This is a genomic window from Terricaulis silvestris (assembly GCF_009792355.1).
GTDB classification, from domain to species: Bacteria; Pseudomonadota; Alphaproteobacteria; order Caulobacterales; family Aquidulcibacteraceae; genus Vitreimonas; species Vitreimonas silvestris.
Genome location: NZ_CP047045.1, coordinates 409,809 through 432,468, shown reverse-complemented (window position 1 = coordinate 432,468; position 22,660 = coordinate 409,809). Strand labels below are relative to the sequence as shown.

The 22,660-nt window shown below is 63.1% G+C and carries 19 protein-coding genes; 5 read left to right on the top strand and 14 right to left on the bottom strand.

What is annotated here, in order from left to right:
* Positions 1-24 precede the first annotated feature (24 nt).
* Together DSM104635_RS02005 and DSM104635_RS02000 are read right to left on the bottom strand one after the other, a co-directional pair.
* A complete protein-coding gene (locus DSM104635_RS02005; RefSeq protein ID WP_158764590.1) occupies positions 25-438 on the bottom strand; it encodes an ester cyclase in 414 nt (137 codons plus the stop codon).
* Between the two features lie 10 nt (positions 439-448).
* Positions 449-1,429, bottom strand: a complete 981-nt coding sequence (locus tag DSM104635_RS02000) for an aldo/keto reductase (protein WP_158764589.1) — start codon at positions 1,427-1,429, stop codon at positions 449-451.
* A 111-nt stretch (positions 1,430-1,540) separates the two neighbouring features.
* On the opposite strand from DSM104635_RS02000, the gene DSM104635_RS01995 reads away from it, so the two are divergent.
* From DSM104635_RS01995 to DSM104635_RS01985, 3 genes are all read left to right on the top strand, one after another.
* Positions 1,541-2,437: a LysR family transcriptional regulator gene (locus tag DSM104635_RS01995; RefSeq protein ID WP_158764588.1), complete on the top strand. Its 897-nt coding sequence runs from the start codon at positions 1,541-1,543 to the stop codon at positions 2,435-2,437.
* A 276-nt stretch (positions 2,438-2,713) separates the two neighbouring features.
* The gene (locus tag DSM104635_RS01990) at positions 2,714-3,352 is read left to right on the top strand and encodes a hypothetical protein (RefSeq protein ID WP_158764587.1); all 639 of its coding nucleotides are present in this window, start codon (positions 2,714-2,716) and stop codon (positions 3,350-3,352) included.
* Between the two features lie 90 nt (positions 3,353-3,442).
* Positions 3,443-4,246: a nucleotide-binding protein gene (locus tag DSM104635_RS01985; protein ID WP_158764586.1), complete on the top strand. Its 804-nt coding sequence runs from the start codon at positions 3,443-3,445 to the stop codon at positions 4,244-4,246.
* Here the strand turns inward: DSM104635_RS01985 and DSM104635_RS01980 are convergent.
* Positions 4,243-4,662 carry a flagellar FliJ family protein gene (locus DSM104635_RS01980; RefSeq protein WP_158764585.1) on the bottom strand — a complete coding sequence of 140 codons (420 nt, stop codon included), beginning with the start codon at positions 4,660-4,662 and terminating at the stop codon, positions 4,243-4,245. The two genes, DSM104635_RS01985 and DSM104635_RS01980, sit on opposite strands and share 4 nt — an antisense overlap.
* The gene (gene fliI / locus DSM104635_RS01975) at positions 4,659-5,978 is read right to left on the bottom strand and encodes a flagellar protein export ATPase FliI (protein ID WP_158764584.1); all 1,320 of its coding nucleotides are present in this window, start codon (positions 5,976-5,978) and stop codon (positions 4,659-4,661) included. The genes DSM104635_RS01980 and fliI overlap by 4 nt, the downstream gene beginning before the upstream one ends.
* Positions 5,979-6,290: 312 nt before the next feature.
* On the opposite strand from fliI, the gene ctrA reads away from it, so the two are divergent.
* Complete coding sequence (ctrA, locus tag DSM104635_RS01970; RefSeq protein WP_158764583.1) at positions 6,291-7,013, top strand: response regulator transcription factor CtrA; 723 nt, start codon at positions 6,291-6,293, stop codon at positions 7,011-7,013.
* Positions 7,014-7,078: 65 nt separating this feature from the next.
* Positions 7,079-8,647 carry a DUF885 domain-containing protein gene (locus tag DSM104635_RS01965; RefSeq protein ID WP_158764582.1) on the top strand — a complete coding sequence of 523 codons (1,569 nt, stop codon included), beginning with the start codon at positions 7,079-7,081 and terminating at the stop codon, positions 8,645-8,647.
* On the opposite strand, the gene DSM104635_RS01960 is transcribed toward DSM104635_RS01965, so the two are convergent.
* From DSM104635_RS01960 to tsaE, 10 genes are all read right to left on the bottom strand, one after another.
* Complete coding sequence (locus tag DSM104635_RS01960) at positions 8,644-9,372, bottom strand: hypothetical protein (protein WP_228445801.1); 729 nt, start codon at positions 9,370-9,372, stop codon at positions 8,644-8,646. The two genes, DSM104635_RS01965 and DSM104635_RS01960, sit on opposite strands and share 4 nt — an antisense overlap.
* Positions 9,373-9,402: 30 nt before the next feature.
* Positions 9,403-11,076, bottom strand: a complete 1,674-nt coding sequence (locus tag DSM104635_RS01955; protein WP_158764581.1) for a tetratricopeptide repeat-containing glycosyltransferase family protein — start codon at positions 11,074-11,076, stop codon at positions 9,403-9,405.
* 16 nt (positions 11,077-11,092) lie between these two features.
* On the bottom strand, positions 11,093-12,169 hold the full coding sequence (pelA, locus tag DSM104635_RS01950; RefSeq protein WP_228445800.1) for a pectate lyase: 1,077 nt from the start codon (positions 12,167-12,169) through the stop codon (positions 11,093-11,095).
* Between the two features lie 2 nt (positions 12,170-12,171).
* Entirely contained in the window at positions 12,172-13,794 is a 1,623-nt protein-coding gene (locus tag DSM104635_RS01945; protein WP_158764579.1) for a family 43 glycosylhydrolase, read from the bottom strand.
* Entirely contained in the window at positions 13,791-15,485 is a 1,695-nt protein-coding gene (locus DSM104635_RS01940; RefSeq protein WP_158764578.1) for a tetratricopeptide repeat protein, read from the bottom strand. Before DSM104635_RS01940 ends, DSM104635_RS01945 begins: the two co-directional genes overlap by 4 nt.
* A gap of 109 nt (positions 15,486-15,594) precedes the next feature.
* On the bottom strand, positions 15,595-18,639 hold the full coding sequence (locus DSM104635_RS01935; protein ID WP_158764577.1) for a TonB-dependent receptor: 3,045 nt from the start codon (positions 18,637-18,639) through the stop codon (positions 15,595-15,597).
* A gap of 214 nt (positions 18,640-18,853) precedes the next feature.
* On the bottom strand, positions 18,854-20,518 hold the full coding sequence (locus DSM104635_RS01930; RefSeq protein ID WP_158764576.1) for an amidohydrolase: 1,665 nt from the start codon (positions 20,516-20,518) through the stop codon (positions 18,854-18,856).
* 90 nt (positions 20,519-20,608) lie between these two features.
* Positions 20,609-21,643 (bottom strand): tRNA (adenosine(37)-N6)-threonylcarbamoyltransferase complex transferase subunit TsaD, encoded by a 1,035-nt coding sequence (gene tsaD, locus DSM104635_RS01925; protein WP_158764575.1) that lies wholly within the window; start codon positions 21,641-21,643, stop codon positions 20,609-20,611.
* Position 21,644: 1 nt separating this feature from the next.
* On the bottom strand, positions 21,645-22,193 hold the full coding sequence (locus DSM104635_RS01920) for a hypothetical protein (RefSeq protein WP_158764574.1): 549 nt from the start codon (positions 22,191-22,193) through the stop codon (positions 21,645-21,647).
* Positions 22,190-22,636 carry a tRNA (adenosine(37)-N6)-threonylcarbamoyltransferase complex ATPase subunit type 1 TsaE gene (gene tsaE / locus DSM104635_RS01915; RefSeq protein ID WP_158764573.1) on the bottom strand — a complete coding sequence of 149 codons (447 nt, stop codon included), beginning with the start codon at positions 22,634-22,636 and terminating at the stop codon, positions 22,190-22,192. The genes DSM104635_RS01920 and tsaE overlap by 4 nt, the downstream gene beginning before the upstream one ends.
* Positions 22,637-22,660 lie beyond the last annotated feature (24 nt).

Sequence of the window (22,660 nt, the reverse complement as noted above, 5' to 3'; positions counted from 1 at the left end):
GAGCAGGCCGGGCTATGTATTTGGCTAAGGTGCAGCGCCAATTTGTTTCAGTAGTTCGAGTAAGTCAGGCTGGCCGCGCTCTTCGACGATCAGTCCCTTGGCAAATCGGTAGATATTCATGGCCTGCACGGCGATGGGTTTCCCCGTAGCGGGCACGCCGGAGAACGCGCCTCGGTGTGTGCCCCGCATTGTGAACCGCGCTGCAGCTTTATCGCCTTCTGCAATCATCTCTTCCAGGGTCCACTGAATGTCGGGGAAGCCGCTCCGCATCATGCCTATTATTTCAAGGTATCCGGCAGGGCCTAATACTGGCTCAGAGCGGCCCGGCACGTGGAACGAAGCGTCCGGAGCGACAAGCTCCTGCGCCAATGTTTCGCTCGCCGTGTTGATGAAGTCCGTGAAACGGCGCATTGCACCTTTGTTGCCCGCTAAGGTCATGGCATTTCGCTCACTGGTCCACGACGCGCATCTGCGCTTCATTCATGCGACCACCGCTCACTTTGATCCCCGAGAGAGCGCTTTCGATCTCGCGAAGATCTTCCGGCGTGAGTTTGAAATTGATGGCGCCGAGGTTTTCAGTGAGGTGAACAGGATTGCGCGTGCCCGGGATAGGAACGATCCACGGTTTTTGCGCCAACAGCCATGCAAGAGAAATTTGCGCCGTGGTGGCGTTCTTTTTCTCCGCAAAACGCTGCAACGCTTCAATGACGGGCTTGTTCGCCGCGGCATTCTGTGGCCGGAAGCGATCAAACTGCGAGCGGAGATCGGTGTCGGCGGGAAGTGCGGTGCGCTCGTCGATCGTTCCCGTCAGATAGCCCATGCCAACGGGTCCCCATGGCACAAAGCCAATACCCAAATCCTCGCAGGTTTGAAGAACGCCGTTGTGCTCTGGTCCTCTCTCCATGATCGAGTATTCGGTCTGGATCGCAGAGACCGGTTGCACAGCATGCGCTTGGCGGATGGTGCCTGCGCTCGCCTCCGAGAGGCCGAAGTGTTTGACTTTGCCGGCTTGGATCAGGTCCTTGACCGCGCCGGCGACATCCTCGATCGGCACGGCCGGATCAACGCGGTGTTGATAGAAGAGGTCAATGCGATCCGTCCTCAGACGCTTCAGCGATGCTTCGGCAACTTGCTTGATGTGTTCTGGACGGCTGTTCAGGCCAGGCGTGCCGTCAAGCGCGAAGCCAAACTTGGTCGCAATGGCGACCTCGTCGCGGAACGGTGCCAGCGCTTCGCCGACAAGTTCTTCGTTGATGTACGGCCCATAGACTTCCGCCGTATCGAAGAAGGTGATGCCCTTTTTGTGCGCCAAACGAATGACATTGATGCCTTGGGTTTTGTCAGCCGCGGGACCGTAATTGGCGCTGATGCTCATGCACCCGGCGCCAAGCTCTGACACTGCCAGCTTGCCGAGTTGTCGGGTTTTCATGGGGCGCTCTCCTCTGCCTCGGACGCTATTGCTCAAGCAGCCGATTTAGCGGGGCGCCTTGGCCACGATTAGGTGCTGTTATCGGCATGGACTTGTGAGTACCATTCAGTAATGGCGCGCACGAATATCAATGATCTGACGGCCTTCATCGCCGTCGCCCGAGAACGGAGCTTCACGCGGGCGGCCGCTCAGCTTGGCGTTTCGCCGTCAGCGCTGAGCCATACGATGCGCGCGCTCGAAGAACGGCTTGGGCTTCGCTTGCTCGCCCGCACGACCCGAAGCGTCACGCCGACAGCGGCGGGCGAACGTTTGCTTGTGACCGTTGGCCCAAAGCTTGAAGAGATCGAAGGCGAGCTGACCGCGCTTAGTGAACTTCGCGACAAGCCAGCGGGCACTGTCCGGATAACGACGGTGGAGCACGCGGCAGAGTCCATTCTCTGGCCGGCCATGGCAAAACTTTTGCAAAAATATCCCGACGTTCACCTTGAGATCATCAATGACTATGGGCTCACCGATATCGTCACAGAACGATACGACGCGGGCGTGCGGCTCGGCGAACAGGTCGACAAGGACATGATCGCGGTGCGGATTGCGCCGGAGTTTCGAAGGGCAGTAGTGGCTTCGCCCTCTTACTTTCGCGGTCGCGCAAAGCCGCACACGCCGCGTGATCTGACCGAACACGCCTGCATCAACCTGCGCTTGCCCACGCACGGCGGTTTCTACATCTGGGATTTTCGCAAGGGCGGTAGAGAAATCAAAGTCCGCGTTCAAGGCCGAGTCGCATTCAATTCTGTCGCGCTTATGCGCCAGGCAGCGCTTGCCGGTTTGGGGCTCGCGCATCTGCCGGAAGACGTGGTCGAGGGGGATATCCAAAAGGGCCGGCTCGAGCGCGTTCTCGCGGACTGGTCCTCACCTCTTGCGGGCTACCATCTCTATTATCCAAGCCGTCGTCAGCCGTCGCCAGCGTTCGCGCTCGTAGTCGAGGCGTTGCGATATCGCGCGAAGTAGTCAGTTCAACCTCGATCGCGGTCACTGACACGACAGCGAAGGGGTCCGCTTGTCGCCGAAAGGCGACATCGCCGGGCATGGCTAGCCGCGATCTCGCAACACCAGCCAAAGCGCACCAATCAGAAATGCTGCTATTGCCGAAAAAGGCATCCGACCGCCTTTTGCGTGGATATGCCCTTCGCCTATCCCCCAAACTCTCCTCCCAAGTCGTTGAAATCCCTAGCTCGGCAACGCGCTCAATCCGACCGAGCTTCCACTCGCCGCATAATCGCGCGCATGAAGCACGCCACCGCCGATCTCTGGTTCATCGCTCGTCAGATGCTGACGCAGCTCTTGTGCGTCGCCGGCGCCGCGACCGCCGCTGCGTTGGCAGGGCTAACACGCCGCCATCGCACAGAGGTTTTGATGTGGCTCCCGCCGCTTGAAACGCTGGTGCGCAAATTGCTGCTGATCGAGGCGGCCGCGTTGGCGCCCCTCGTGATCGCCAAGCGCGCCGGAGGCGATCAGCGTGCGCGAACCGCGCGTGCGCATCAGGTCGCGTTCAAACTCTCGCCGATCGCGCAACCCAAAGCGCATCCCGCGCGCATCAGGCTGCTCGGCGCGCCGACGACGCTGGCCGAACTCTGGCTCAATCAGCAGCGCGCCGCGCGTGTTTCGCGCCTCAGCGAAGCGCCGCGCGCGGCGCCCCATGTGCGCCTGGCCAACCGTATCGCTGCATTGGCCGCCGTGATCGCCAAGCCTTTGCCGTATGCACGCCGCCTGGCGCGGCTGCTGCGCCAGCCTGCAGGCGCCGCGAAGCTCGCCGATGCGATCGCCGCCGCGCGCCTAGGGCGACGACCCCTTGCCTTTAACGATCAGGCGTTTGCTTGCGCGAGCGAACAAGCCGCCGCCGCCCGCGCCCCAGAGCCCGGCTAGGCGCATGATATCTTCGTCATTTAGCTCTCGTTAACCAAAAGCACCACCGGCGCTAACGCCTCCGAAACGTGTGCCGCGCATATCTGAGGTATGGCAGGCGCAAAAGCCGCGATCACTGAAGGGCTGCCGCGCACGCGCGCGGCGCCAATCTTCGCGATCGCCTCCGGCAAAGGCGGCGTGGGCAAGACGTGGATTTCCACGATGCTCTCGATCGCGTTCGGCCGCGCCGGGATGCGCGCGCTGCTGGTCGATTGCGATCTCGGACTCGCCAACGTTGACGTCCAACTCGGCGTTCGCCCCACGGCGGATGTCCATTCCGTCGTGCGCGGCTTCCTGGAATTGGAAGCGGCCGTGACGCCGGTGCTCGGCGGACCCGGCCGCAATGGAGGCTTCGATCTCATCGCCGGCCACTCCGGCTCCGGCGCTTTGGGCGCCGTGAAGCTCGAAGAAGTGGCGCGCATCGCCAACGACGTCACCAAGCTCACGCCGCACTACGATCGCGTCATCATGGATCTCGCCGCCGGCATCGATCCCACGGTGCTGCGCTTCGCGCGCGCGGCTGACCGCTTGATCCTCGTCACCACCGAAGAGCCCACCGCCCTCACCGACGCCTACGCCATGGTGAAGCTGCTGCGCTTGCAAGGCGCGCAAGTGATGCCGTGGGTGATCGTGAATATGGCGGAGAACCGCGTCAAAGGCCGCAAGGTGTTCGACCAATTCTCGATGGCCTGCAACGAATACCTCGGCTTCAAACCGCGCTTCGCGGGCGTCATCGCCCGCGACCCGCGCGTGCCGGACTCGATCCGCGCACAAACGCCGCTGCCGGTGCGCCACCCGCAGAGCCAAGCTTACGAAGACATCATCCGCATCGTCGAGACACTGAACGCGGGCTAAGCCTCGCGGGTCCGCCCCGCGCGCATCGTCGCGAACTCATCCAGCTCTTCGTTTTCGCGCTTTTCGGCTCTCGCTTTCGCACGGGCTTCTTCCAGCTCAAGCAACCGCTCGAACTTGCTGGTTTCGACGTGCGCCGCGGTGATCAACTCGCGGATCCGCTCGATCTCGGCGCCGACAATCTCGCCCTCACTCTGCATAGCGCGCCGGCGCAGCAACGAAGCCGCCGCATAACCGCCGAACACACGCGCGGACTCATAGTCCCGCTGCGCCAAGGCCTGTTCGCGCGCGATGGTCTGATCGTGGCCCGCTATGCGATCCTCGATGATGCGCTGGCGCTGGATCATCGCCGCCATTTCACGCCGCAGGGTTTCAAGATCGCGCTCAGCCAGCTTCAGCAAGGTACGCAGTGATTTCATGACAGCGCCTCAGCCAGCATCGCGAAGCTCTCCTTGATGCTGGTTTGTTCGTCGCGGTTCTGCGCCAACAGCACCTCCAGCGCGTCGCGCACGCGCACCGCTTCATCAACTTGCGCGTCGGCGCCAGGCTTGTACGCACCGATGCGGATCAATTCTTCCATTTCACCGTAAAGCGCCAACAACGCGCGCGCGCGTCCGACGAGTTGGTTCTCATCCGCCGTATGACACATCGGCATAAGCCGCGAGATCGACTTCAGCACGTTGATCGCCGGATAGCGGCCGCGCTCGGCGATGGAGCGCTCCATCACGATGTGGCCATCGAGAATGCCGCGCACCGCGTCCGCAATCGGCTCGTTGTGATCGTCACCATCCACCAGCACGGTGAAGAGCGCCGTGATCGACCCGTGCTCGCCTTCACGCCCCGGCCCCGCGCGCTCGAGCAGCTTCGGCAGCTCAGCGAACACGGATGGCGTGTAGCCTTTGGTCGTCGGCGGCTCACCGACCGACAAACCAATCTCACGCTGCGCCATCGCAAAGCGCGTCACGCTGTCGATCAGCAGCAACACGTCCAAACCTTCATCGCGAAAGTATTCGGCGACCGCACACGCCATGTGCGGCGCGAGCCTCCGGCGTGCTGCCGTTTCATCCGACGTCGCAACGACGACGACGGAACGGCGCCGCCCCTCTTCGCCCAGCGTATCTTCAATGAACTCTTTGACTTCTCTGCCTCTCTCGCCAACGAGGCCGATCACGATCACGTCCGCCTGCGCGCCGCGCGCCAGCATAGACATCAGCACCGACTTGCCGACGCCGGACCCCGAGAACACGCCCATGCGCTGGCCGCGGCAGATCGCAGCAAAAATGTTGAGCGCACGCACGCCGACATCGAGCCGTCCGCCCACACGCGCGCGATCGTGCGCCGACGGCGGCGCGGCGCGCACGAGGTGCGGCTTCGTGCCTTGCGGCAGCGGCCCCTCGCCGTCCACCGGATTGCCGAAGCAATCAATCACACGCCCCAGCCATGCCCGCGACGGCCGCACCAGTGGCGAACCGCCCTCGAACGCCACGCGCGCGCCGGGACGGATCGCTTCGATCGGATCAAACGGCGCAAGCAAAGCGCGATCGCCGCGGAAGCCGACGATCTCACCACGGAATGGACGCAGACTCTGAATCGTAGCGCGCGCGCCGAGCGCAAGCGCATCGACTGGTCCGGTTACCTCTATCAAGGAACCTGACAATCCGGTCACACGCCCTTCGAAGCGCCGCGGATCAAGCGCATCGATCTCACTTGCGAGTCTGGAAAGGAGTGTTGGCATTCGCCTACGGAAAATTTCTCACACCTTCTGTGCGCGGTCATGGTTAGCGAAATCTGAATCGCATCAAGGCTCGTTGGCGATACGATTCATTTCATAGGGCTAGTGGCTGACACTTTCGCGCATACGAACGGGTAGACACGCGAATCCAAATCAGATTCTAAGGTTGGTTAACGGGGCACTGATGGGTCAGCAGCACTGAGGTAAGCACACCAGCTCAGTAAGAATCGTTAGCGGCGTTTACTAAGATTAAACCCCTTCCATCGATTCTGTGAGTTAACTGTGCCCGGCTCTTGCGCCGACGGGGAGCATTCTATGCGAGTCTTATTGATCGAGGACGACAGCGCCACGGCGCAGGGCATCGAGCTGATGCTCAAGTCCGAGGGATTCAATATCTACTCGACCGATCTGGGCGAGGAAGGCATCGATCTCGGCAAGCTCTACGATTACGACATCATCGTACTCGACCTGACGCTGCCCGACATGCACGGCTACGATGTGCTGAAGCAGCTCCGGGTGGCGCGGGTGAACACCCCCATCCTGATCCTCTCGGGCACCGCCGACATCGACACCAAGGTGCGCGGCCTCGGCTACGGCGCCGACGATTACATGACCAAGCCCTTCAACAAGGACGAACTGATCGCCCGCATCAACGCGATCGTCCGCCGCTCGAAGGGCCATGCTCATTCCGTCATCAAAACGGGCGACATCACGGTCAACCTCGATGCGAAGACGGTCGAAGTCACCGGCCACCGCGTCCACCTGACCGGCAAGGAATACCAAATGCTGGAGCTGCTCTCGCTCCGCAAAGGCACGACGCTGACGAAGGAGATGTTCCTGAACCATCTCTACGGCGGCATGGACGAGCCGGAACTCAAGATCATCGACGTGTTCATCTGCAAACTCCGTAAGAAGCTTGCCGCCGCCACCGGCGGGGAACATTACATCGAAACGGTCTGGGGCCGCGGCTACGTGCTGCGCGATCCGCAGGAAGCCGGCGCAACCGCGACGGTCACCACGGGCGTCGTCGCCGCCTAACGGCTGCAGCTTTCGACGATCTGCACCTGACTCAGGCCCGCGCGTTCGCCTAGAGTGCGCGCGGGATGCACTTCACTTCATTTGACCGCAGGCGCCTGCTGTTGGCTGGCGCGGGGGCGCTTGCCGGCTGCGCGAGCGCGGCGGCGCAGCCCGTCAGCGCAACAGGCGATCCGGCCGCTGACGCTGAGTTCCGAGAGTTTGCCGACAGGCTCGCGCAACGCACGCCCTCGGCGCGACCTTTCCTGTTGCGCCGTTTCGATGCCACGCGCCTCACGCCCCAGGGCCGCGTTCTGTACGACGCGGTCGGTCCCGGCGCCGAGGCCGAAGCGGCGCTTGCGCAAAGCGCTTGGGGCAACTTCGGCGTCCCTTACGCGGTGACTAGCCGCAACGGCGCATACCGACGCGCCGCCGAGCTCAATCCCGCAGACGATCTGCGCATCGCACTGCGCGAAGTGAACCGCGACACCAACCGCTTGGAGGCAGACGCAGCGGCGGGCGTGATCGCGCCGGATTTCGCGATCGACGCCGTGATCCCCGAAGTGGAAGCAGCCGCGCAGCGCGTTGCTGCGTCAGGCGAGGAGCGCCATGCGTCGCTGGTTGACGCGCTCAACCGCCAAGCAGACGTGCTTCGCGCACAACGCGCACGGGCGAGCACCGACGCTGGTGTCTGGCGCTTGCCTGGCGGCGAGGAATTCTACGCCAATACGTTGCAGCTGCAGCTGGGCGCGCCGGTCGATCCACGCGAAGCCCACCGCGAAGCGCTCGAACACTGCCGCGCCTTGCAGCGCGAGACCGATACTCTGCTGCGCCGCCAGGGCCTCACCAGCGGCAGCGTCGGCGATCGCTTGCGCACGTTGGCGCGCGATCCGCGTTACCTCACCGGCACGGACGAAGATGGCGCGACGCGCGCGCTGCTCGACATGGGCGCGTGCTTGAGCCGCATTCGTTCGCTGTTTTGCGACGTCATTCCCGAAGCAGCGTCGATCACGACGACGCCAGCGGAAGTGGGCCGTCTGCCCCGCGCTCAGGAGGCCAATGGCACGGCCGGGCGGCGGACAGGCAACGCCTATCTGATCGATCTCGGCGCGCCACGGCCAAGCTGGACGTTGCCCAGCGTCGTCCATCACGAACTCATCCCCGGTCACATCCTGCAGAACTATTTCCTCTACCGCAGCGAGCCGCTCGAGCTGCAGGCGCGCTACGCCAGCGGCTATGGCGAAGGCTGGGCCATCTACGCTGAGCAGCTTGCCGACGATGTCGGCGCGTTCGCCGACGATCCGTTGGGGCGCATTGGCTACCTGCAATGGATGCTGTTCCGCTACGGCCGCATCGTCGCCGACACCGGGATCAACGCGATGCGCTGGAGCCGCGAGCGCGCCATAACCGAAATGCGCGCGCTGCAAGGCGACAGCATCGCCTTCGTCAGCATCGAGGACGACGTGCTGCGGTTCTGCGTGCAGCCCGGCGTCTACACCGCGCAAGCCCTGGCGGCGCGCCACATCGCCGACCTGCGCGAGCGCACGCGCCACATGCGCGGCTTCACGATGGCGCGCTTCCACGAAGCCGTGCTCCGCTATGGCCCGCTCTCCCCACCCGGTCTCACCCAAGCCGTGCGCGCCGCTTTTGCTGCCTAGTCTTTGCCGGCGGCGTCAGCGAGCGCCCAGACTTCGCTGTCCTCCGAACTGTTCGCGATCGAGAACTCACGCCACCATTCATGGGCGAAATCCACATGGCGAGTGGCTTGATAGTACGGTCCGCCCTCGGTGAAGTGCAGCAGCTTGGCGCTTTCGTCATGTGCGTAATATTCAACCAGGAAATTCCACTCGCGTGGCAGCGCTCCGATCAGCGCGTCCGACTCCAGCCACTTGAACTGATGCAGATCGAGACCGGAGGCGGTGTTGACATACTCCGGCGTCAACGCCGCGCACTTAGCGCAGTTCATCAGCATGACGCTGGTCCAGTTCTTTTTCTCGTAGCGCGTCTGTTCGTGACCGAGAAACTTAACTGACGACGCCGGTTGGTGATCGTGTTTTACACACTGCACCGCAAAACGATCGTCACGCAGCGCCCAAAGTTCGGCGAGATCGGCTCGCAATAGCGTGTCGCAATCCATAAACAGCGCCCATCCCCGGTAGCCGCGCAGATACGGTGTCAGGAAACGGGTGAACGAAAACTCCGTCGACTGCATCGATATGCGCGGCCGGTCATGAATGCTCTTCACCTGGTCGAGCCGGATCGGCGTGATCGCGATCGGTTCCGAACAGTGGCGAACGATGCTGTGCTGCGCCACATTGTAGAGCACGGCTTGGCGGCTGTCGTAGCCGATGAAAACGTGGATCGTGTGGTCTTGCGGATTCATCCTAAGCCTCATCGCTCATCCTGCATCGCGTCATTCGTCGCGCTCAAGCACACCCACCGCGCGCGCTACCTGCTCGGCCCAGCCTTTATCCGAGGCGCGCCGCACCAGCGCAACGCTTCGGTACCACGGTGTTGTGTCGGCTGCAGAGCCCCAATACCAGAGCAACCCTAGCCCGGGCGGGACGAGCGCAACGCAACGCACGCCCAAAGCGCCGGCGACGTGCACGGTAGTGTTGGAGATCGATACGACGGCGTCCATCGCCGCCACTTGCGCGGCGAAGTCGTCTAGGCTCGCCATTTGATCCACATCGGAATCGGAATAGATCTCAGCGCCGAACCGAGCGGCGGCGCGTTCACCTTCGGCAGCGACTTCGCCGTACTGCAGATTGACGAAGAAGTGCTCGCGTTGAAGCAGAGCGCCCCATTGGGCAAGCGCTGTGCTCTTATGCGCACCCAGCCGCTGGTTGTTCGACGCCCAGGCGATGCCGACGATCTTGCGGCCACGCGCGCGCTCAACATAGCGCGCACGCAGTGCACAGAGACGATCGCCGTCGGCGCGGAGGTAAGGCGCGCCATCGCCAAGTGCCCCGGCATTCGGCGCGACAAACTGTCCGACGCCACCGACAGGAGACTGTGCGTCCGCGACCGGCGCATTTCCGACCGCGCACACGTTCAGACCGGGAAACGATCGCGCGAACAAAGGCGCGAGCCGCTCGCTGCACTCAAGGATCAAGCGTTCTGCCCGCTGCGCGGCAAGCGGCGCGAGCCGCGCGAACAACACCTCGTCGCCAACCCCCTGCTCTCGCCACAGCCGCAACACGCTGACGCGCTCCCCGTTCCATTCACGCTCGCCGCGCGAGAGGTCCTTAATCGCGATCGGCGATCCCGGGTGCCGCCGCAGTGCGTGAAGCGGCCAACCGTCTGCAAGTTCGCCAAACGCCAAATGCGCGACACCTTTGGTGTAGAGCGTATCGACACGGCCGGGTCGTTGGCTGAGGGATGCATCGAATGCCGCAATCGCCTCATCACGTCGGTCGAGCCACAACAGCACGACAGCGCGATTGTGCTGAATGTCCGCGTTTGCCGGGTCGAGCGCTGCGGCGCGATCAAAGGCGGCGAGGGCTTGCTCAAGTCTATTCAACTCTTGCAGCGAGCGCCCGAGATTGAAGTGAGCATCGGCATTGTTGGACGCAGCCTCCGCCACGCTCCCAAACACCGCAACAGCATCCTCGAATCGCCGCAGCGCAAACAGCGCCAAACCGCGCTCGCTTTGAGCAAAGGTATCGCTGGGCATCAACCGAAGCGCCTCTTCCGACGACGCAAGCGCATCGCCGGCGCGCCCCAACTCTCGAAGCGCTCGCGCCCGGTTGCGCCAACTTTCCGCGTGCTGCGGCCTCAGCGTTAGCGCCACATCGTAACCATCGAGGGCATCCGCGTTGCGGCCCATCTCCAGCAGCAGATTGGCGCGGTTGAATTGGAACGCCGCCACGAGCGGCGCGCGGCGCGTGGCCTCATCGAAAAGCTTGAGCGCACCCGCGCAATCTCCGGCGCGATGCTTCGCGGCGGCAAGCATGTGCAGCGCATTAGGTTCACCAGGCGCGGCCTTCAACATGGTTTCGAGCATGTGTGTCGCGCCGACGATATCGCCCCGCGTCAGCAAGTGCTGCGCTTGTCCAAGACGCGCCTGCAGATCAGCAGAGTTCATTCAAGACGCTTATCATCTATCGACCTTGGGTCGCTCCAACGCGGGCGCGCCACGCAGGAAAGCGATCGAGCACCGTGCGCGCCCAATCGCCATAATAGTTATATCCCGCGCGGCGTTCGCGTTCTATCTCCGCGAACGTGTAATGAAAGGCAGAATCTCGGCCCAGGAAGAGCGGCCGATTGGTCTCCAGTTCGTAGAACCGCGCCCAAATCGGTGGCGCGTTCGCGTCGTCTACAACGCGCCTGTCGCGCTGCCCTTCTGCGTCAGTGAACGTTTCAACCCGCGCACCTTCGATGGCTGAGACGCTCAGCCACGTCGCTGCGCCTTCGACGGCGGCGATTACCTCAGGCGAAGGATGATCGATCGCCATGAGAAAGCGCACAATCCCTACACTTTCAGCACCCGATAGCGACGGCGGTTCGTAGGCACGCGCCCAGGCCGGATGCAAGGAGCCGTCGTACTGCGCGCACCAAGCTGTGAGCGCATCTCCCTGCCGGATTTGCGTACGAAGGATGAGCGCAAGACCACGTTCCACCGCCTCGCCAGCGCGTCGCCGGCGGTCGGCGTCAACAAATCCGTAAGGCGCTTCGCCGCCTGAAATGTCTCGAAGCAGCGTCATCACGTGGATCATCGCGTTGTCATTGAACGTGACGTGATCGTAGTAGCCCCCGCGCAGCGGGTAGAATTGCGGCCAGCCCCCATTTGCGTACTGAGCCGCAAGGAGGTAGTCCAAACCCCGTTCAAAGGATGGCCTATACTGTGCGCTGCCAGCACTGATCACGCGCGCGAGAAACTCCATCGGCAGCGTGGTGCCGTTATTGTCGATCGTGTTCGCTACGTTTGGCGAGGCAGGGCCCGCCGGGGGGTCAGCCAAATTTGTGTTCTTGGGCCAGCCGCCTGCGGCGGACTGGTGCAGCACGACGTTGTCAGCCACCGCGCGCATTTGCGCCGAAGCGAAGACGGCATCGTCCTGTTCAACAATCGCTTCACTCCAGCGCGCCGCCTCTTGCGCTGACGCACAGCCCGGTGAAACGAACGCAACCGCGCCAAGAGCCATCGAGCAGACCAATCCGCCAAGGGTGAGCGGCGCCACTCTCATAGCGCTTGGTACTTGAAGTTGCGGAAGCGGACGCGGCCTTGCCCCGAAGCATAGATGCCGGGTCGGAGGCTGAGGAAGTCATATGCCGTGTTGTGGTGATAGCCGGACACTTCCATCTGCACGTCGTATTTTGTCCACGCGCGCCCATCCGGCGAGGTGTGGAATGTCACGATATGGCGGTTGTTCTCGAACCGGATGAAGAAGCGGTTGCCGAGATTGGGCGGTTTCGCGCCGCGCCGTTCGAGCCCTTGGCGGTGCTGCACGCGGCCCGTCGCGCTCATGCCGAGGCCGCAATAGAGCCGGCGGTTGTAGAAAAACAGTACGCCGCCCGTCGCGTCGCCTTCGGCTTCGATCTCGACTTCGCACCGATACGCTTGGTCGCCGCAAATGAAGGTAAGCGGTGAGCAATTGGCCGGCGTATCACCCTTCCCTTCGAGGACGAGCGCGCCAGCTTCGTATCGCAGCCGATTACGTTCGTTGGGGCCGGGATCATAGAACGCCCACTGTGCCCCGAGTTTGTCCGTCGAGAAATCATCCGACAGCGCAACGCCATGTGACGCCGGTGGCACAAGCGTGCGAGGCTTGGGCATCGCTTGCGAGAGATCACCGCCGCGGAACCGAAACCAGCCGTCATCCGTCCACTCAATCGGATCGAGCAGCGCTTGGCGTCCAAGCGTCCAATACCCGTTCTCATAGCCGTGATAGACGCTCCACCAATCGCCCCCTGGCCCCTCCACCAAGCTCGCGTGCCCCCGTGACCACCATTTCTCACGCGCATCGGTCGTGCGCACGAGCGGATTGTGCGGGCAATTCTCCCATGGCCCGTGGATCGAACGCGAACGTGCGGCAATCACCATATGCCCCGTCGGCGGCCCGGCCGTGCCGCCGACGGCGGTCACGAGATAGAAGTAGTCGCCGTGGCGCGTGATCTTCGGCCCTTCGGGAGAAAAACTCTCCACGTCCCAATCGCTCGGATAGCGCCAGGGATCATACATGTGTTCGACGGGCCCATCCGTAGCGAGGCCATCGTCAGTCAAACGCACTCGATCCCCGCCTGAAAGAAAGAGATAGCGTTTGCCATCCTCGCCGACTGCATGGCCGGGATCGATGTGCATCGGAAGATCGAGGTCGATCGGCTCGCTCCACGGACCACGCATCGAGCGCGCGTGGATCACATAGTTGGAGCGGCTCTGCGGGGTGCGCGCGGGAATGTAGATGTAGTAGCGACCGCGATGCTTAGCGATGTCGCAAGCCCATACCGAACCAATTGGCGTGCGCAGCGCGGGACCGACCGGGCTCCAGTTCACCAGATCGCGCGAATGCCAGATCATCACGCCGGGATACGAATCGAACGACGAGAACGTCATCCAATAGCCGGCGCCGTCTTTCAGGATGGTGGGGTCGGCACGGTCGCCGGACATGATCGGGTTGCGAAACACGCCGTCGCCGAGATCGGCGATGCGCTGGTCTTCGAAGCCACGCCCCCAGGTCAGATGTGACCAGTCTCCAGGCGCGCGTGAACATAGCTGCGAGTTGTCCTGCGCTAACGTCGCGCTCGGTGCGGACGCGAAGGCCCCGCCAAGCAATAGCGATTGCAGAGCATCACGTCGCGTCGTCATTGACTCGCTCCCCTGCGCGCCGCGACCGCCGCAGCGCGAGCGACTTGATCTGTCCAGTCTTCGCGCAAGCTGCGGCGCATCACACGCACGCTTGCGTACCAAGGCGTCGTGTCGCCCTGGATGCTCCAGTACCAGAGCCTGCCGCGCGCCGGTGGCGGCATCACGATGCAGTCGACGCCCAGCGCGCCGGCCATGTGCACTGTCGTATTCGACACCGACACGACACGATCCAGCGCCACGATCTGCGCCGCGAAGGCGTCGAGGTCTTCGAATTGATCGATCGCCGCATCTCTATGAATATCGGCGCCAAACGCCTCGCGAGCCGCTGCGATGTCGGCATCCGTGTCGCCGTACTGAAGGCTGACAAAGAAGCAGTCCTGCTTCAGCAGCGGCCCCCAATGCGACAAGGACGCCGTCTTCCACTCGCCCCGACCCGGGCTGATGGAGGCCCAAGCAATACCAACGATCGGCCGGCCCGCGGCCAACGCGGCGTAGCGCGTCCGTATTTCCCCTGCGTCGCGCGGATCAGCGCGCAGAAACGCGGCGCCACCGGCGAGATCCTCGCGCTCAACTCCCATCACAGCGCCAAGGCTGCCAAGCGCGCACTGCGCCGCCGCCGGTTGCGCGTACTCCGCGACAACTTCAATCTCCGGGAAGGAACGCATGAACAGCGGCGCCAGTCGCGCATCGCATTCGAGCACGACACGCCCTGTTCGTTCGCGCGCAAGCGGGGCCAATCGTGCGAAAAGAATCTGGTCGCCTACCCCTTGCTCAGGCCAGACGCGAAGGACGCCTTCAACGGGTTCGCCGCGCCATTCGGGCTCGCCTTTATCGACGCGAGGCGAATTGACCATCCCCGCCACCCAGCGCTGTTCGAGACCTTGCCATCCTGCATCGAAGGCGCCGCGCGCGAGTTGCGCCATGCCACGGTTATAGTGGAGTGTCGCCAGGGCTCTTGAATCAGCGCCCTCGTTGAGGGCAATCGCGCGATCGAATGCGGCGATCGCTTCGTCAGGCCGGCCGAGGCCAAACAAGGCGAGACCGGCATTGGAGAGCGTGCTCGCATGATCCGGTCGAAGCTGAAGCGCCCGCGCGAGACTCGTCTCGGCCTCATCGAGCCGATCAAGCTTGAACAACGCCACACCGCGATTGTCCCACAATCCGGCATCGCCGGGATCAAGGCAGAGCAGCGCATCGTAATCAGCAATCGCTTCCTCGTAGCAACCTTCCGCGAGCAAGGCGCGCGCACGGTTGGCGCGCGCATCGGCGGCGTTCGGATCCAGTGCTAGAACCCGGTCGAACGCTGCAATGGCGTCCACATGCCGCTCCAGATGACTCAACGCGACGCCACGCGCACGCCAAAGCGCGATATCATCAACGCCTAGGCGCGCCGCCGCATCCAATCCCGCGAGCGTCTCCTCGTGACGCCCGAGTTCGGCCAGAAGGGCTGCCCTATTCACGTGAACGCGCGCCGCACTCGGCGCAGCGGCGAGCGCCGCGTCAAAATCGACCAGCGCGGCGTCAGCATCACCTTGCGCGCGGCGTATAAGACCCGCGAGGTGGCGAACATTCGGATCGCGCGGCGCGGCGCTCAGCACCGGTTTTAGCGCCGCCTCTGCGGCAGCAGCATCACCGCACTGAAACAACGCCAGCGCTTCACGCATCTGTTGCTGCATTTCGGTCGGTGACACGGCGTCTCCGCTGCACGATTGAGCGCGGGCGATCATCCTAGCCGTCCCTTCCCCGACTCGAAAGGGCGCCGGGCTTTCGCTCGGCGCCCCCCCGGAGATGCCGGATTGCTTAGTAGGTGTAGCGGAAGCCGACGTAGTATTGCCGTCCGGTGTGTTCGAAGCTCTCGGTGAAATCGAGCGTCGAGTTGAGCCAGCGGTCATCGGCCTGATCGGTCAAGTTGATGCCCTCGAAGGTGAACGTCATGTGGTCGTTGAACGTGTAGCTCACCGCCGTATCGACGTTCAGCGTTTCGCGCTTGCCCCGCGAGTCGTTGCCATTGATGCCGGCAAACGGCCCCGTCAGATACAAATCGCGATGCGCCGCCGAAACACGGGCGCTGAAATGACCGTCCTCATAGTAGAGCGTCGCGTTCCAAGTTTCGGGCGACAGGTTCAGCAACGGCAGTGTCACCGTCTGAGTCCCGGCGTTGTTCAGGAAGTACTCGATGTCGGATTCGACATGCGTGTAGTTCAGGATCGTACCGAAATTGGCGAGAATGCCCGGCAGGAACGTGAACGGTTGCTGGTAACTGATCTCGTAGCCGTTGAGTTCGCCGCCAGGCGTGTTCTGGAAGCCCACCATATTTGTCGGTATCGTTGTCGGGTCCACACCGTCCTGCGCAGTGCCGTCAAGGCGCGACGCCGGAATGCCAGTTTGATCGAATGTCGTCGCCGTCTGCACGACCTGCTGATAGCTCTCGATATCCTTGCGGAAGAAGGACACCGAAACCAGCGCCTCCTCGTCGAAATACCATTCGAAGCCGAGGTCGTAATTGGTCGAGCGGATCGGCTCGAGCAGCGGGTTGCCGATGCTCATCGAGACGCCGCCAGCGGTGACGTTGATCTGGCCGCCAGGCGTGAGGCGCGGCAAGTCCGGACGCGAGATGGCCTGCGACGCCGCAAAGCGCACGAGGAAATTTTCATGCGGCTCGACGACGAGGTTCAGCGACGGCAGCGTGTCAGTGTACGAGTTCTGGGCCGTGACCTGGATGGGCCCGAGATAGCCCGAGGAATTCACCTCGGTCTCGAAGTAGCGGACGCCAAAGTCGCCACGCACGGGCATGCCGGCCAGCGTCGTGTCCCAAGTTATCGCCACGAAGCCCGCGTTGCTGGTTTCTTCGACCTGGCGGTTACCCGCGAACAAGCCGTTGACGTTCATGCGATAGTCAATGTCGTCGCCGGCGAGAACGTCATCAGGCGTTCCGAGGATCAAGTCAGCGCCTGCGGTGGAGTTGTAGACCCCGTTCGCACCTTCATCGATGCAGTTGCAATTGATGTTGAACGCGTTCGCGATGGCGTTGAGGTCGGGCACGACCCACGCCGTGTCCGTGCCGCTCGGCAGGTCGAGATTGCGGCCAAAGTCAGTGACCAGATGGGTGATGTCCGCCATCGTACAATCGCCGCGGACGCCGTCATTGTTGCAGTCGCCGGCGGCGAGCGGTGGCGCGACTTCGGTGTTGTTTGTGCGGCGCACTTCCGACGTGAAGAACTCAAACCTCTTTTGTGATGCGCCGAACAAGAACGAGAACTGCTCGTTCAGGTCGTACTCGAAGTCGATCGCAAAGGTCTCGACGGTGTTGTCCGTCACGCTTGGCCGCATGCGAATTAGCGAAGCATCGCCCTGCGCAGCCGAGTTGCTCAACACGAAATTGTTCGGGTTGGTGACGTCGAAATTGTAATCGAAGAACGGACGCGCATCGTCGCCGCTATAGTCGTACTGATAACCGTCGACATTGTAGCGCTCCAACGAAGCCGTCGACTGCACCGGGTTGGTGTGATGCGAGACCGCCTGGCCGGCGAGGAAGTTCATCCGGAAGCGATCGGTGAACTCGTGCTCGATGCCGAGCGTGTATTCGTTGAAGTAGGTGTTCAGCTCGTCGATGCGCTCTTCGACGCGCACGTCCGTATCATCGAAGGTGCCGGCGACGAGGCGGCCTTGATCATCGATTTCATAGGCCACGACATCCATCTGCGGCACGCCCTGTCCGGCGCGGCTGAAGCCGATAACTTCGAGATAGTTTTCCTGGCGCGTGCCGGTGAACTCGGCGTGCATCCAATCGAGCGACACTTGAGTGGAGTCGTTCTGCCACTGCAGCGCCGTTGTGAGGCCGAGGCGATCTTGATCGTAAGCCAGCCGGCCGTAGCGCGGAATGCGCGGGTGCCAGGAATTGTTGACGGTGCCAACCGGCGCTGGGTTGGTTGGCGATACGATCAGGGCTGGGTTGACGGTGCCAACGCCGATGTCTGCGCAGGTGAGCGGCGGGCCGCTCGACGGATTGTAATTGGCGCCGGGAGGTGCGGTCGACGTCGGACACGGAAACGCCGTTCCGCTCGCGGTGCCAGTGATCTGGGTGCCAACGCTCGGGTTTTCCCAACGGCCCGTGCTTGATCCTTCTTCCAGCACGTTGCGGTGCGTGTAGGCGACCGAGAACAGAGCGCCGAACTCGCCGATCGGCGTTTCCCAGCGATTGCTGATGAGGAACGTGGCGCGTGGATCGTAGGTTTCGGATAAGTCGTTGTAGCCGGCCTGACCCGACAGACCCATCGTGAAGTCTTGAAAGTCGAACGGCCGGGCCGCGCGCAGATCCACCGTCGCGCCCAATGACCCTTCTTCAACCGCCGCTGAGGAGGACTTGCGGACGGTGATCGAGTTGAAGAGCTCGGAAGCGAAAATGTTGAAGTCGAACTGACGGCCGCGATTGTTGCCGCCGGAGCCGTCTTTGCCGCCTGTGGTGGTCAGCGCTTCGAGGCCGTTGACCCGCACGCGGGTGAATTCTGCGCCGAGACCACGCACGACGATCGAGCGGCCTTCGCCGCTGTCGCGGTCGATGGCGACGCCAGGAATGCGTTGGACGGATTCCGCCAGGTTGAGATCGGGGAAGTCCGCGATGTCTTCTGCGGTGATGGCGTCGACAAAGCCATTCGAGTCACGCTTGACCTCAAGGCTTTGCGCCAGTGAGCCGCGAAACCCGGTGATGACAATTTCGTCTTCCTCGGGCTGCGCCCCCTCTTGCGCGAGTGCGGGACCCGCCGCGACCAGACCCAATGCGGCCCCGAGCGCAAACAACGAGACGCTGCCACGGGCTTTACGCGCCGCCGACTTATTAACCGCCATAAGTTCCTCCCCGGCGGGCCTTAGGTCGCAATGAGCAGCTTGTGCCCTTACGCGAAAAGACCCCGTTTCATCCCTATGACACCGCTATCTTTATTTTTGCCACCGGTGTCTTTTCTAGGACTAGGTCATAAATGCTGGGTTTGGCAAGGGCCTTTGGCCCAACGGGGGAAGGCCTGGTCCGTGAGGTGTGTCCTCGGCGCCGCAACCAACGGATTCAGGTGATGGCGGAGTGGGTGACCCGTCCGCCACTCACAGTGAGCACCGCACGCGCGGTCGGGATGGCGGCCGGTTCGGCCTCCATCAGATCGACAGAGAACGCGCTGATATCCGCAAACTTGCCAACCTCCAGCGTGCCGCGATCGGCCTCCTCGAACGCCGCGAAAGCGCCGCCCCAGGTCAACGTACGCAGGGTCTGGTCGCGCGAGACAGCTTGATCGAGATGCCATTCGGGACCGGCGAAGCCGCTGAGATCGTGGCGGTAGAACGACGCATAGAATTCGATCAACGGATCGCCCTTCTCGACGGGGGCATCGCTGCCAGCCGCAATGACGGCGCCGGACTCCAGCAACGCCTTCCACGCATACGCGCCCGCAAGCCGGTTCGTCCCCAGCCGCGCCGGCGCGAAATGCAGGTCACTGATCGCGTGAGACGGCTGCATCGACGCAATCACGCCCATCTGCCCGAAGCGCGGCAGGTCTTCCGGCGCGATGATCTGTGAATGCTCGATCCGCCAGCGCGCGCCGCGCAACGCATCCGGCGCGTCTGCGTAGGTATCGCGATAAGCGTCAAGCACCAGGCGATTGCCACGATCGCCAATCGCGTGCGTCGCGGCTTGCGCGTTCGCGGCACGCACACGCCGCAACAGGTCGCGAATCTCGTCCACCGGCGTAACGAGCAAGCCATCGCCTGGCGCGTCCGAATAGGGCGACAACAGCGCAGCGCCGCGCGATCCGAGCGCGCCATCCATGTAAAGTTTCACGCCGCGGACATGCACCAGGCCCGTGGCGTCCACATAAGGCCCACGCTCGAACAGCGGGTCGAGTGCCGATGGATCCATATAAAGGCTCGCATGCAGCGGCATCTCGCCCACACGCGCCAATTCCTCAAAGAACGTCGCCTCTTGCGCAGTGGTGCTGACGTTGGAAATGCCCGTCCAGCCGCGCTGTGCGTACAATTGCGCTGCTTGGCGTAACGCGTTGCGCATCATCTCCGGCGTCGGCGACGGCAATCGGCTCTGCACGAGGCTGGCTGCGTTATCGATCAGCATGCCGGTGGCCGCGCCGCTCGCATCACGCTCGATGCTGCCGCCCGGTGGGTTCGGCGTGTTATTGTTGATGCCGGCGAGCGTCAGCGCCGCCGTGTTGACGACAACAGCGTGGCCATCGATGCGCTCCAGAACAACGATGCGATTGCTGACGACAGCGTCCAAGTCTGCAGCGTTCGGGAAGCGGCGCTCCGGCCAATGCGTTTCGATCCAGCCGCGGCCATAGATCGGCCCCTCCGTATTCGCCGCTGCGTACGCGCGCAGTCGCTCCAGCATCGTCGCGATTGACTCCACGCCAACAAGGTCGAGTTGCAACGCGGCCATGCCAACGCCGGTGAGATGCACGTGCGAATCCGTGAAGCCGGGAAACGCTGCCGCGCCACCGAGATCGATCGATTGCGCGTTGCCGCGGTTGGCGGTTGCCTCTTCCAATGCGCCGGCGAACACGATGCGCCCGTCGCGCACGCGCAGCGCTTCGACACGCGGCGTCCGTGAAACACCGGTGTAGATCGGCCCGCCGAAAATAATGAGATCAGGCGCCCGTTCGCTGCGACCGCAGCCAGCGGCAAGGGCTGCCAGAGAAGCTTGTGCAAAGCAGCGGCGGCTCAGGTTCATGACGATCTCCCTCCGGTGCAGGCGTAGCGCCGCAGCGCACGAGATCAAGAGCGTGCGCCGCGCAGGATTACAGAATGCGGCGGATAGCCGTCAGGCGGATTGATTTGGCCGATAGTTGGCGCCACGGCGGCCGAGCGGCGCGTTTGGCGTGGCGTCAAGGTCGAGCGTGCCCACAGCCCCCTCGCGCAGCTTGTGCTGCGCCAATCCGGCCACCATCGCGGCATTATCCGTACACAAACGCGGCGGCGCGAATGTCACTACGATTCCCGCCTTCGCACCTGCACGCGGCAGTTCTTCGCGCAGCAATGTGTTGCAAGCCACGCCGCCGACCACGCTCACCTGGCGCAAGCCGCACTGCTCCGCCGCCGCGAGCGTCTTTGCTACCAACACATCGACGACAGCGCGCTCGAAGCTCGCCGCAACATCGGCTGCTGAAGCGCCGTCTTGCAGCTTCTCGGCCACCATCCGCACCGGCGTCTTCAACCCGCTGAAGCTGAAGTTGAGCGAACCGTCCTTCAGCTTTGGCCGCGGAAAATCGTACGCGCGCGGATTGCCGCCGCGCGCGAGCTTGTCCACTTGCGCGCCTGCCGGGAACGGCAAACCCAGATACGAGCCGACTTTGTCGAACGCCTCGCCCGCGCTGTCGTCCAGCGTGCGCCCGATCACTTCGTAATCGCCAACAGAATGCACATGGATGAGCGCATTGTGCCCGCCCGCCACAGCCAGACAGATATGCGGCTCGAACAGCGCCGGATTGGTCATGATCGCAGAAAACACATGCGCTTCGACGTGATGCACCGGAACAAGGGGCACGCCCTGCGCGTACGCCAACCCACGTGCCGCCGCGACGCCGACAACGACAGATCGGATCAAACCGTGCTGGTTGTTGACGGCGATCGCCGAAAGATCGCTCATCTTGGCGCCCGCCTCCTCCAGCGCTTGCTTCACCACGCGCAAAATCACTTCCGCATGCCGGCGCGCCGCGAGTTCCGGCACCACGCCGTTGAACTGCTCGTGCGTCTGCTTCTGCCCCCACACCACGCTCGATCGCACGCGCAAATCTTCGTCCACCACTGCCGCCGCGGTGTCGTCGCACGCCGTTTCGATGCCGAGAACCAAACCCATGTTACTTCCGCGCGCCCGCGAGAAACTCCTGAAAGTATGTCGTCTGCAGATCGAGCGGATCACCCGCTTCACCGGCAGCCAGGGCTTCCGCGCCCAGCGCCAGCATCTGATCCAGCCATGCCTGCCTGCGCGAGAGATAGTCGTCGGCGCCAATCTCCGCAAACAACTCAACTAAAAGCGGCGCCTCGCCCGCGCCCTGTTCGGCGATCGTCTTGCCCAGCTGGTCGATGAACGCGACGCCGCCCGCGAGCCGCTTGCCGATGGCAAAACCGGAATGGCCATACGCACGCGCGCCGGCGCCGAACGCCAGGCTCGCGGTGTAGGTCACCGAAACACGCACGCCAGTCCAAGAACCGGGGCCAGTGTTGACGACGATAGCGTCGAGTTCGGACGGCTTGACGCCGCCCTTCTCCAACACGCGGTCGAAACTCGAATACACAGCGCGAACCGCGCCGACCCCCGCATCGCTCGCCGCATAGAAAGTGACGTCGCCAAGCCCTACAGCGGCGACGGCGTAACGGCCGCAGGCGTCAAGCGCGGCAATGGTCATGGCTGCGCCCCCTCAATATCGATCACACGATCTTCGTCACTTTCACCAAATCCAATCGTGATCTTCGCGAACGGACGGCGCAGCGCGCCTTCGAGGCGATCGCCCCACTCGATCACGTGCACACCGTCTTGCTGCAGCAATTCCATTATCCACTCGACGTCCTCACCGGACAGCTGCTGCAGGCGAAACAGGTCGTAGTGAAACACCATCTCGCGTCCGGGGAACTGATGCACGATGTCGTACGCCGGACTCGCAACATCATCTTCCGCAGCGCCACCCATGCCAGCGATCAAACCCTTCGCCAAATACGTCTTCCCCGCCCCCATCGGCCCGCACACCAGCACGATGTCGCCCGTGCGCAAATCCGCCGCGAGCGCGCGGCCGAGCGCGACAGTCTCTTCGGGCGATCTCGTTGTAGCGCGGGTGGTAGCGATGGCGTTCATATGCGGCGAGAGACGTAGCTGAGC

Coding starts and splice junctions, on each gene's coding strand:
- DSM104635_RS02005 (WP_158764590.1), bottom strand. CDS start 438: ATGACCTTAGCGGGCAACAAAGGTGCAATGCGCCGTTTCACGGACTTC.
- DSM104635_RS02000 (WP_158764589.1), bottom strand. CDS start 1,429: ATGAAAACCCGACAACTCGGCAAGCTGGCAGTGTCAGAGCTTGGCGCC.
- DSM104635_RS01995 (WP_158764588.1), top strand. CDS start 1,541: ATGGCGCGCACGAATATCAATGATCTGACGGCCTTCATCGCCGTCGCC.
- DSM104635_RS01990 (WP_158764587.1), top strand. CDS start 2,714: ATGAAGCACGCCACCGCCGATCTCTGGTTCATCGCTCGTCAGATGCTG.
- DSM104635_RS01985 (WP_158764586.1), top strand. CDS start 3,443: ATGGCAGGCGCAAAAGCCGCGATCACTGAAGGGCTGCCGCGCACGCGC.
- DSM104635_RS01980 (WP_158764585.1), bottom strand. CDS start 4,662: ATGAAATCACTGCGTACCTTGCTGAAGCTGGCTGAGCGCGATCTTGAA.
- fliI (WP_158764584.1), bottom strand. CDS start 5,978: ATGCCAACACTCCTTTCCAGACTCGCAAGTGAGATCGATGCGCTTGAT.
- ctrA (WP_158764583.1), top strand. CDS start 6,291: ATGCGAGTCTTATTGATCGAGGACGACAGCGCCACGGCGCAGGGCATC.
- DSM104635_RS01965 (WP_158764582.1), top strand. CDS start 7,079: ATGCACTTCACTTCATTTGACCGCAGGCGCCTGCTGTTGGCTGGCGCG.
- DSM104635_RS01960 (WP_228445801.1), bottom strand. CDS start 9,372: ATGAATCCGCAAGACCACACGATCCACGTTTTCATCGGCTACGACAGC.
- DSM104635_RS01955 (WP_158764581.1), bottom strand. CDS start 11,076: ATGAACTCTGCTGATCTGCAGGCGCGTCTTGGACAAGCGCAGCACTTG.
- DSM104635_RS01945 (WP_158764579.1), bottom strand. CDS start 13,794: ATGACGACGCGACGTGATGCTCTGCAATCGCTATTGCTTGGCGGGGCC.
- DSM104635_RS01935 (WP_158764577.1), bottom strand. CDS start 18,639: ATGGCGGTTAATAAGTCGGCGGCGCGTAAAGCCCGTGGCAGCGTCTCG.
- DSM104635_RS01930 (WP_158764576.1), bottom strand. CDS start 20,518: ATGAACCTGAGCCGCCGCTGCTTTGCACAAGCTTCTCTGGCAGCCCTT.
- tsaD (WP_158764575.1), bottom strand. CDS start 21,643: ATGGGTTTGGTTCTCGGCATCGAAACGGCGTGCGACGACACCGCGGCG.
- DSM104635_RS01920 (WP_158764574.1), bottom strand. CDS start 22,193: ATGACCATTGCCGCGCTTGACGCCTGCGGCCGTTACGCCGTCGCCGCT.
- tsaE (WP_158764573.1), bottom strand. CDS start 22,636: ATGAACGCCATCGCTACCACCCGCGCTACAACGAGATCGCCCGAAGAG.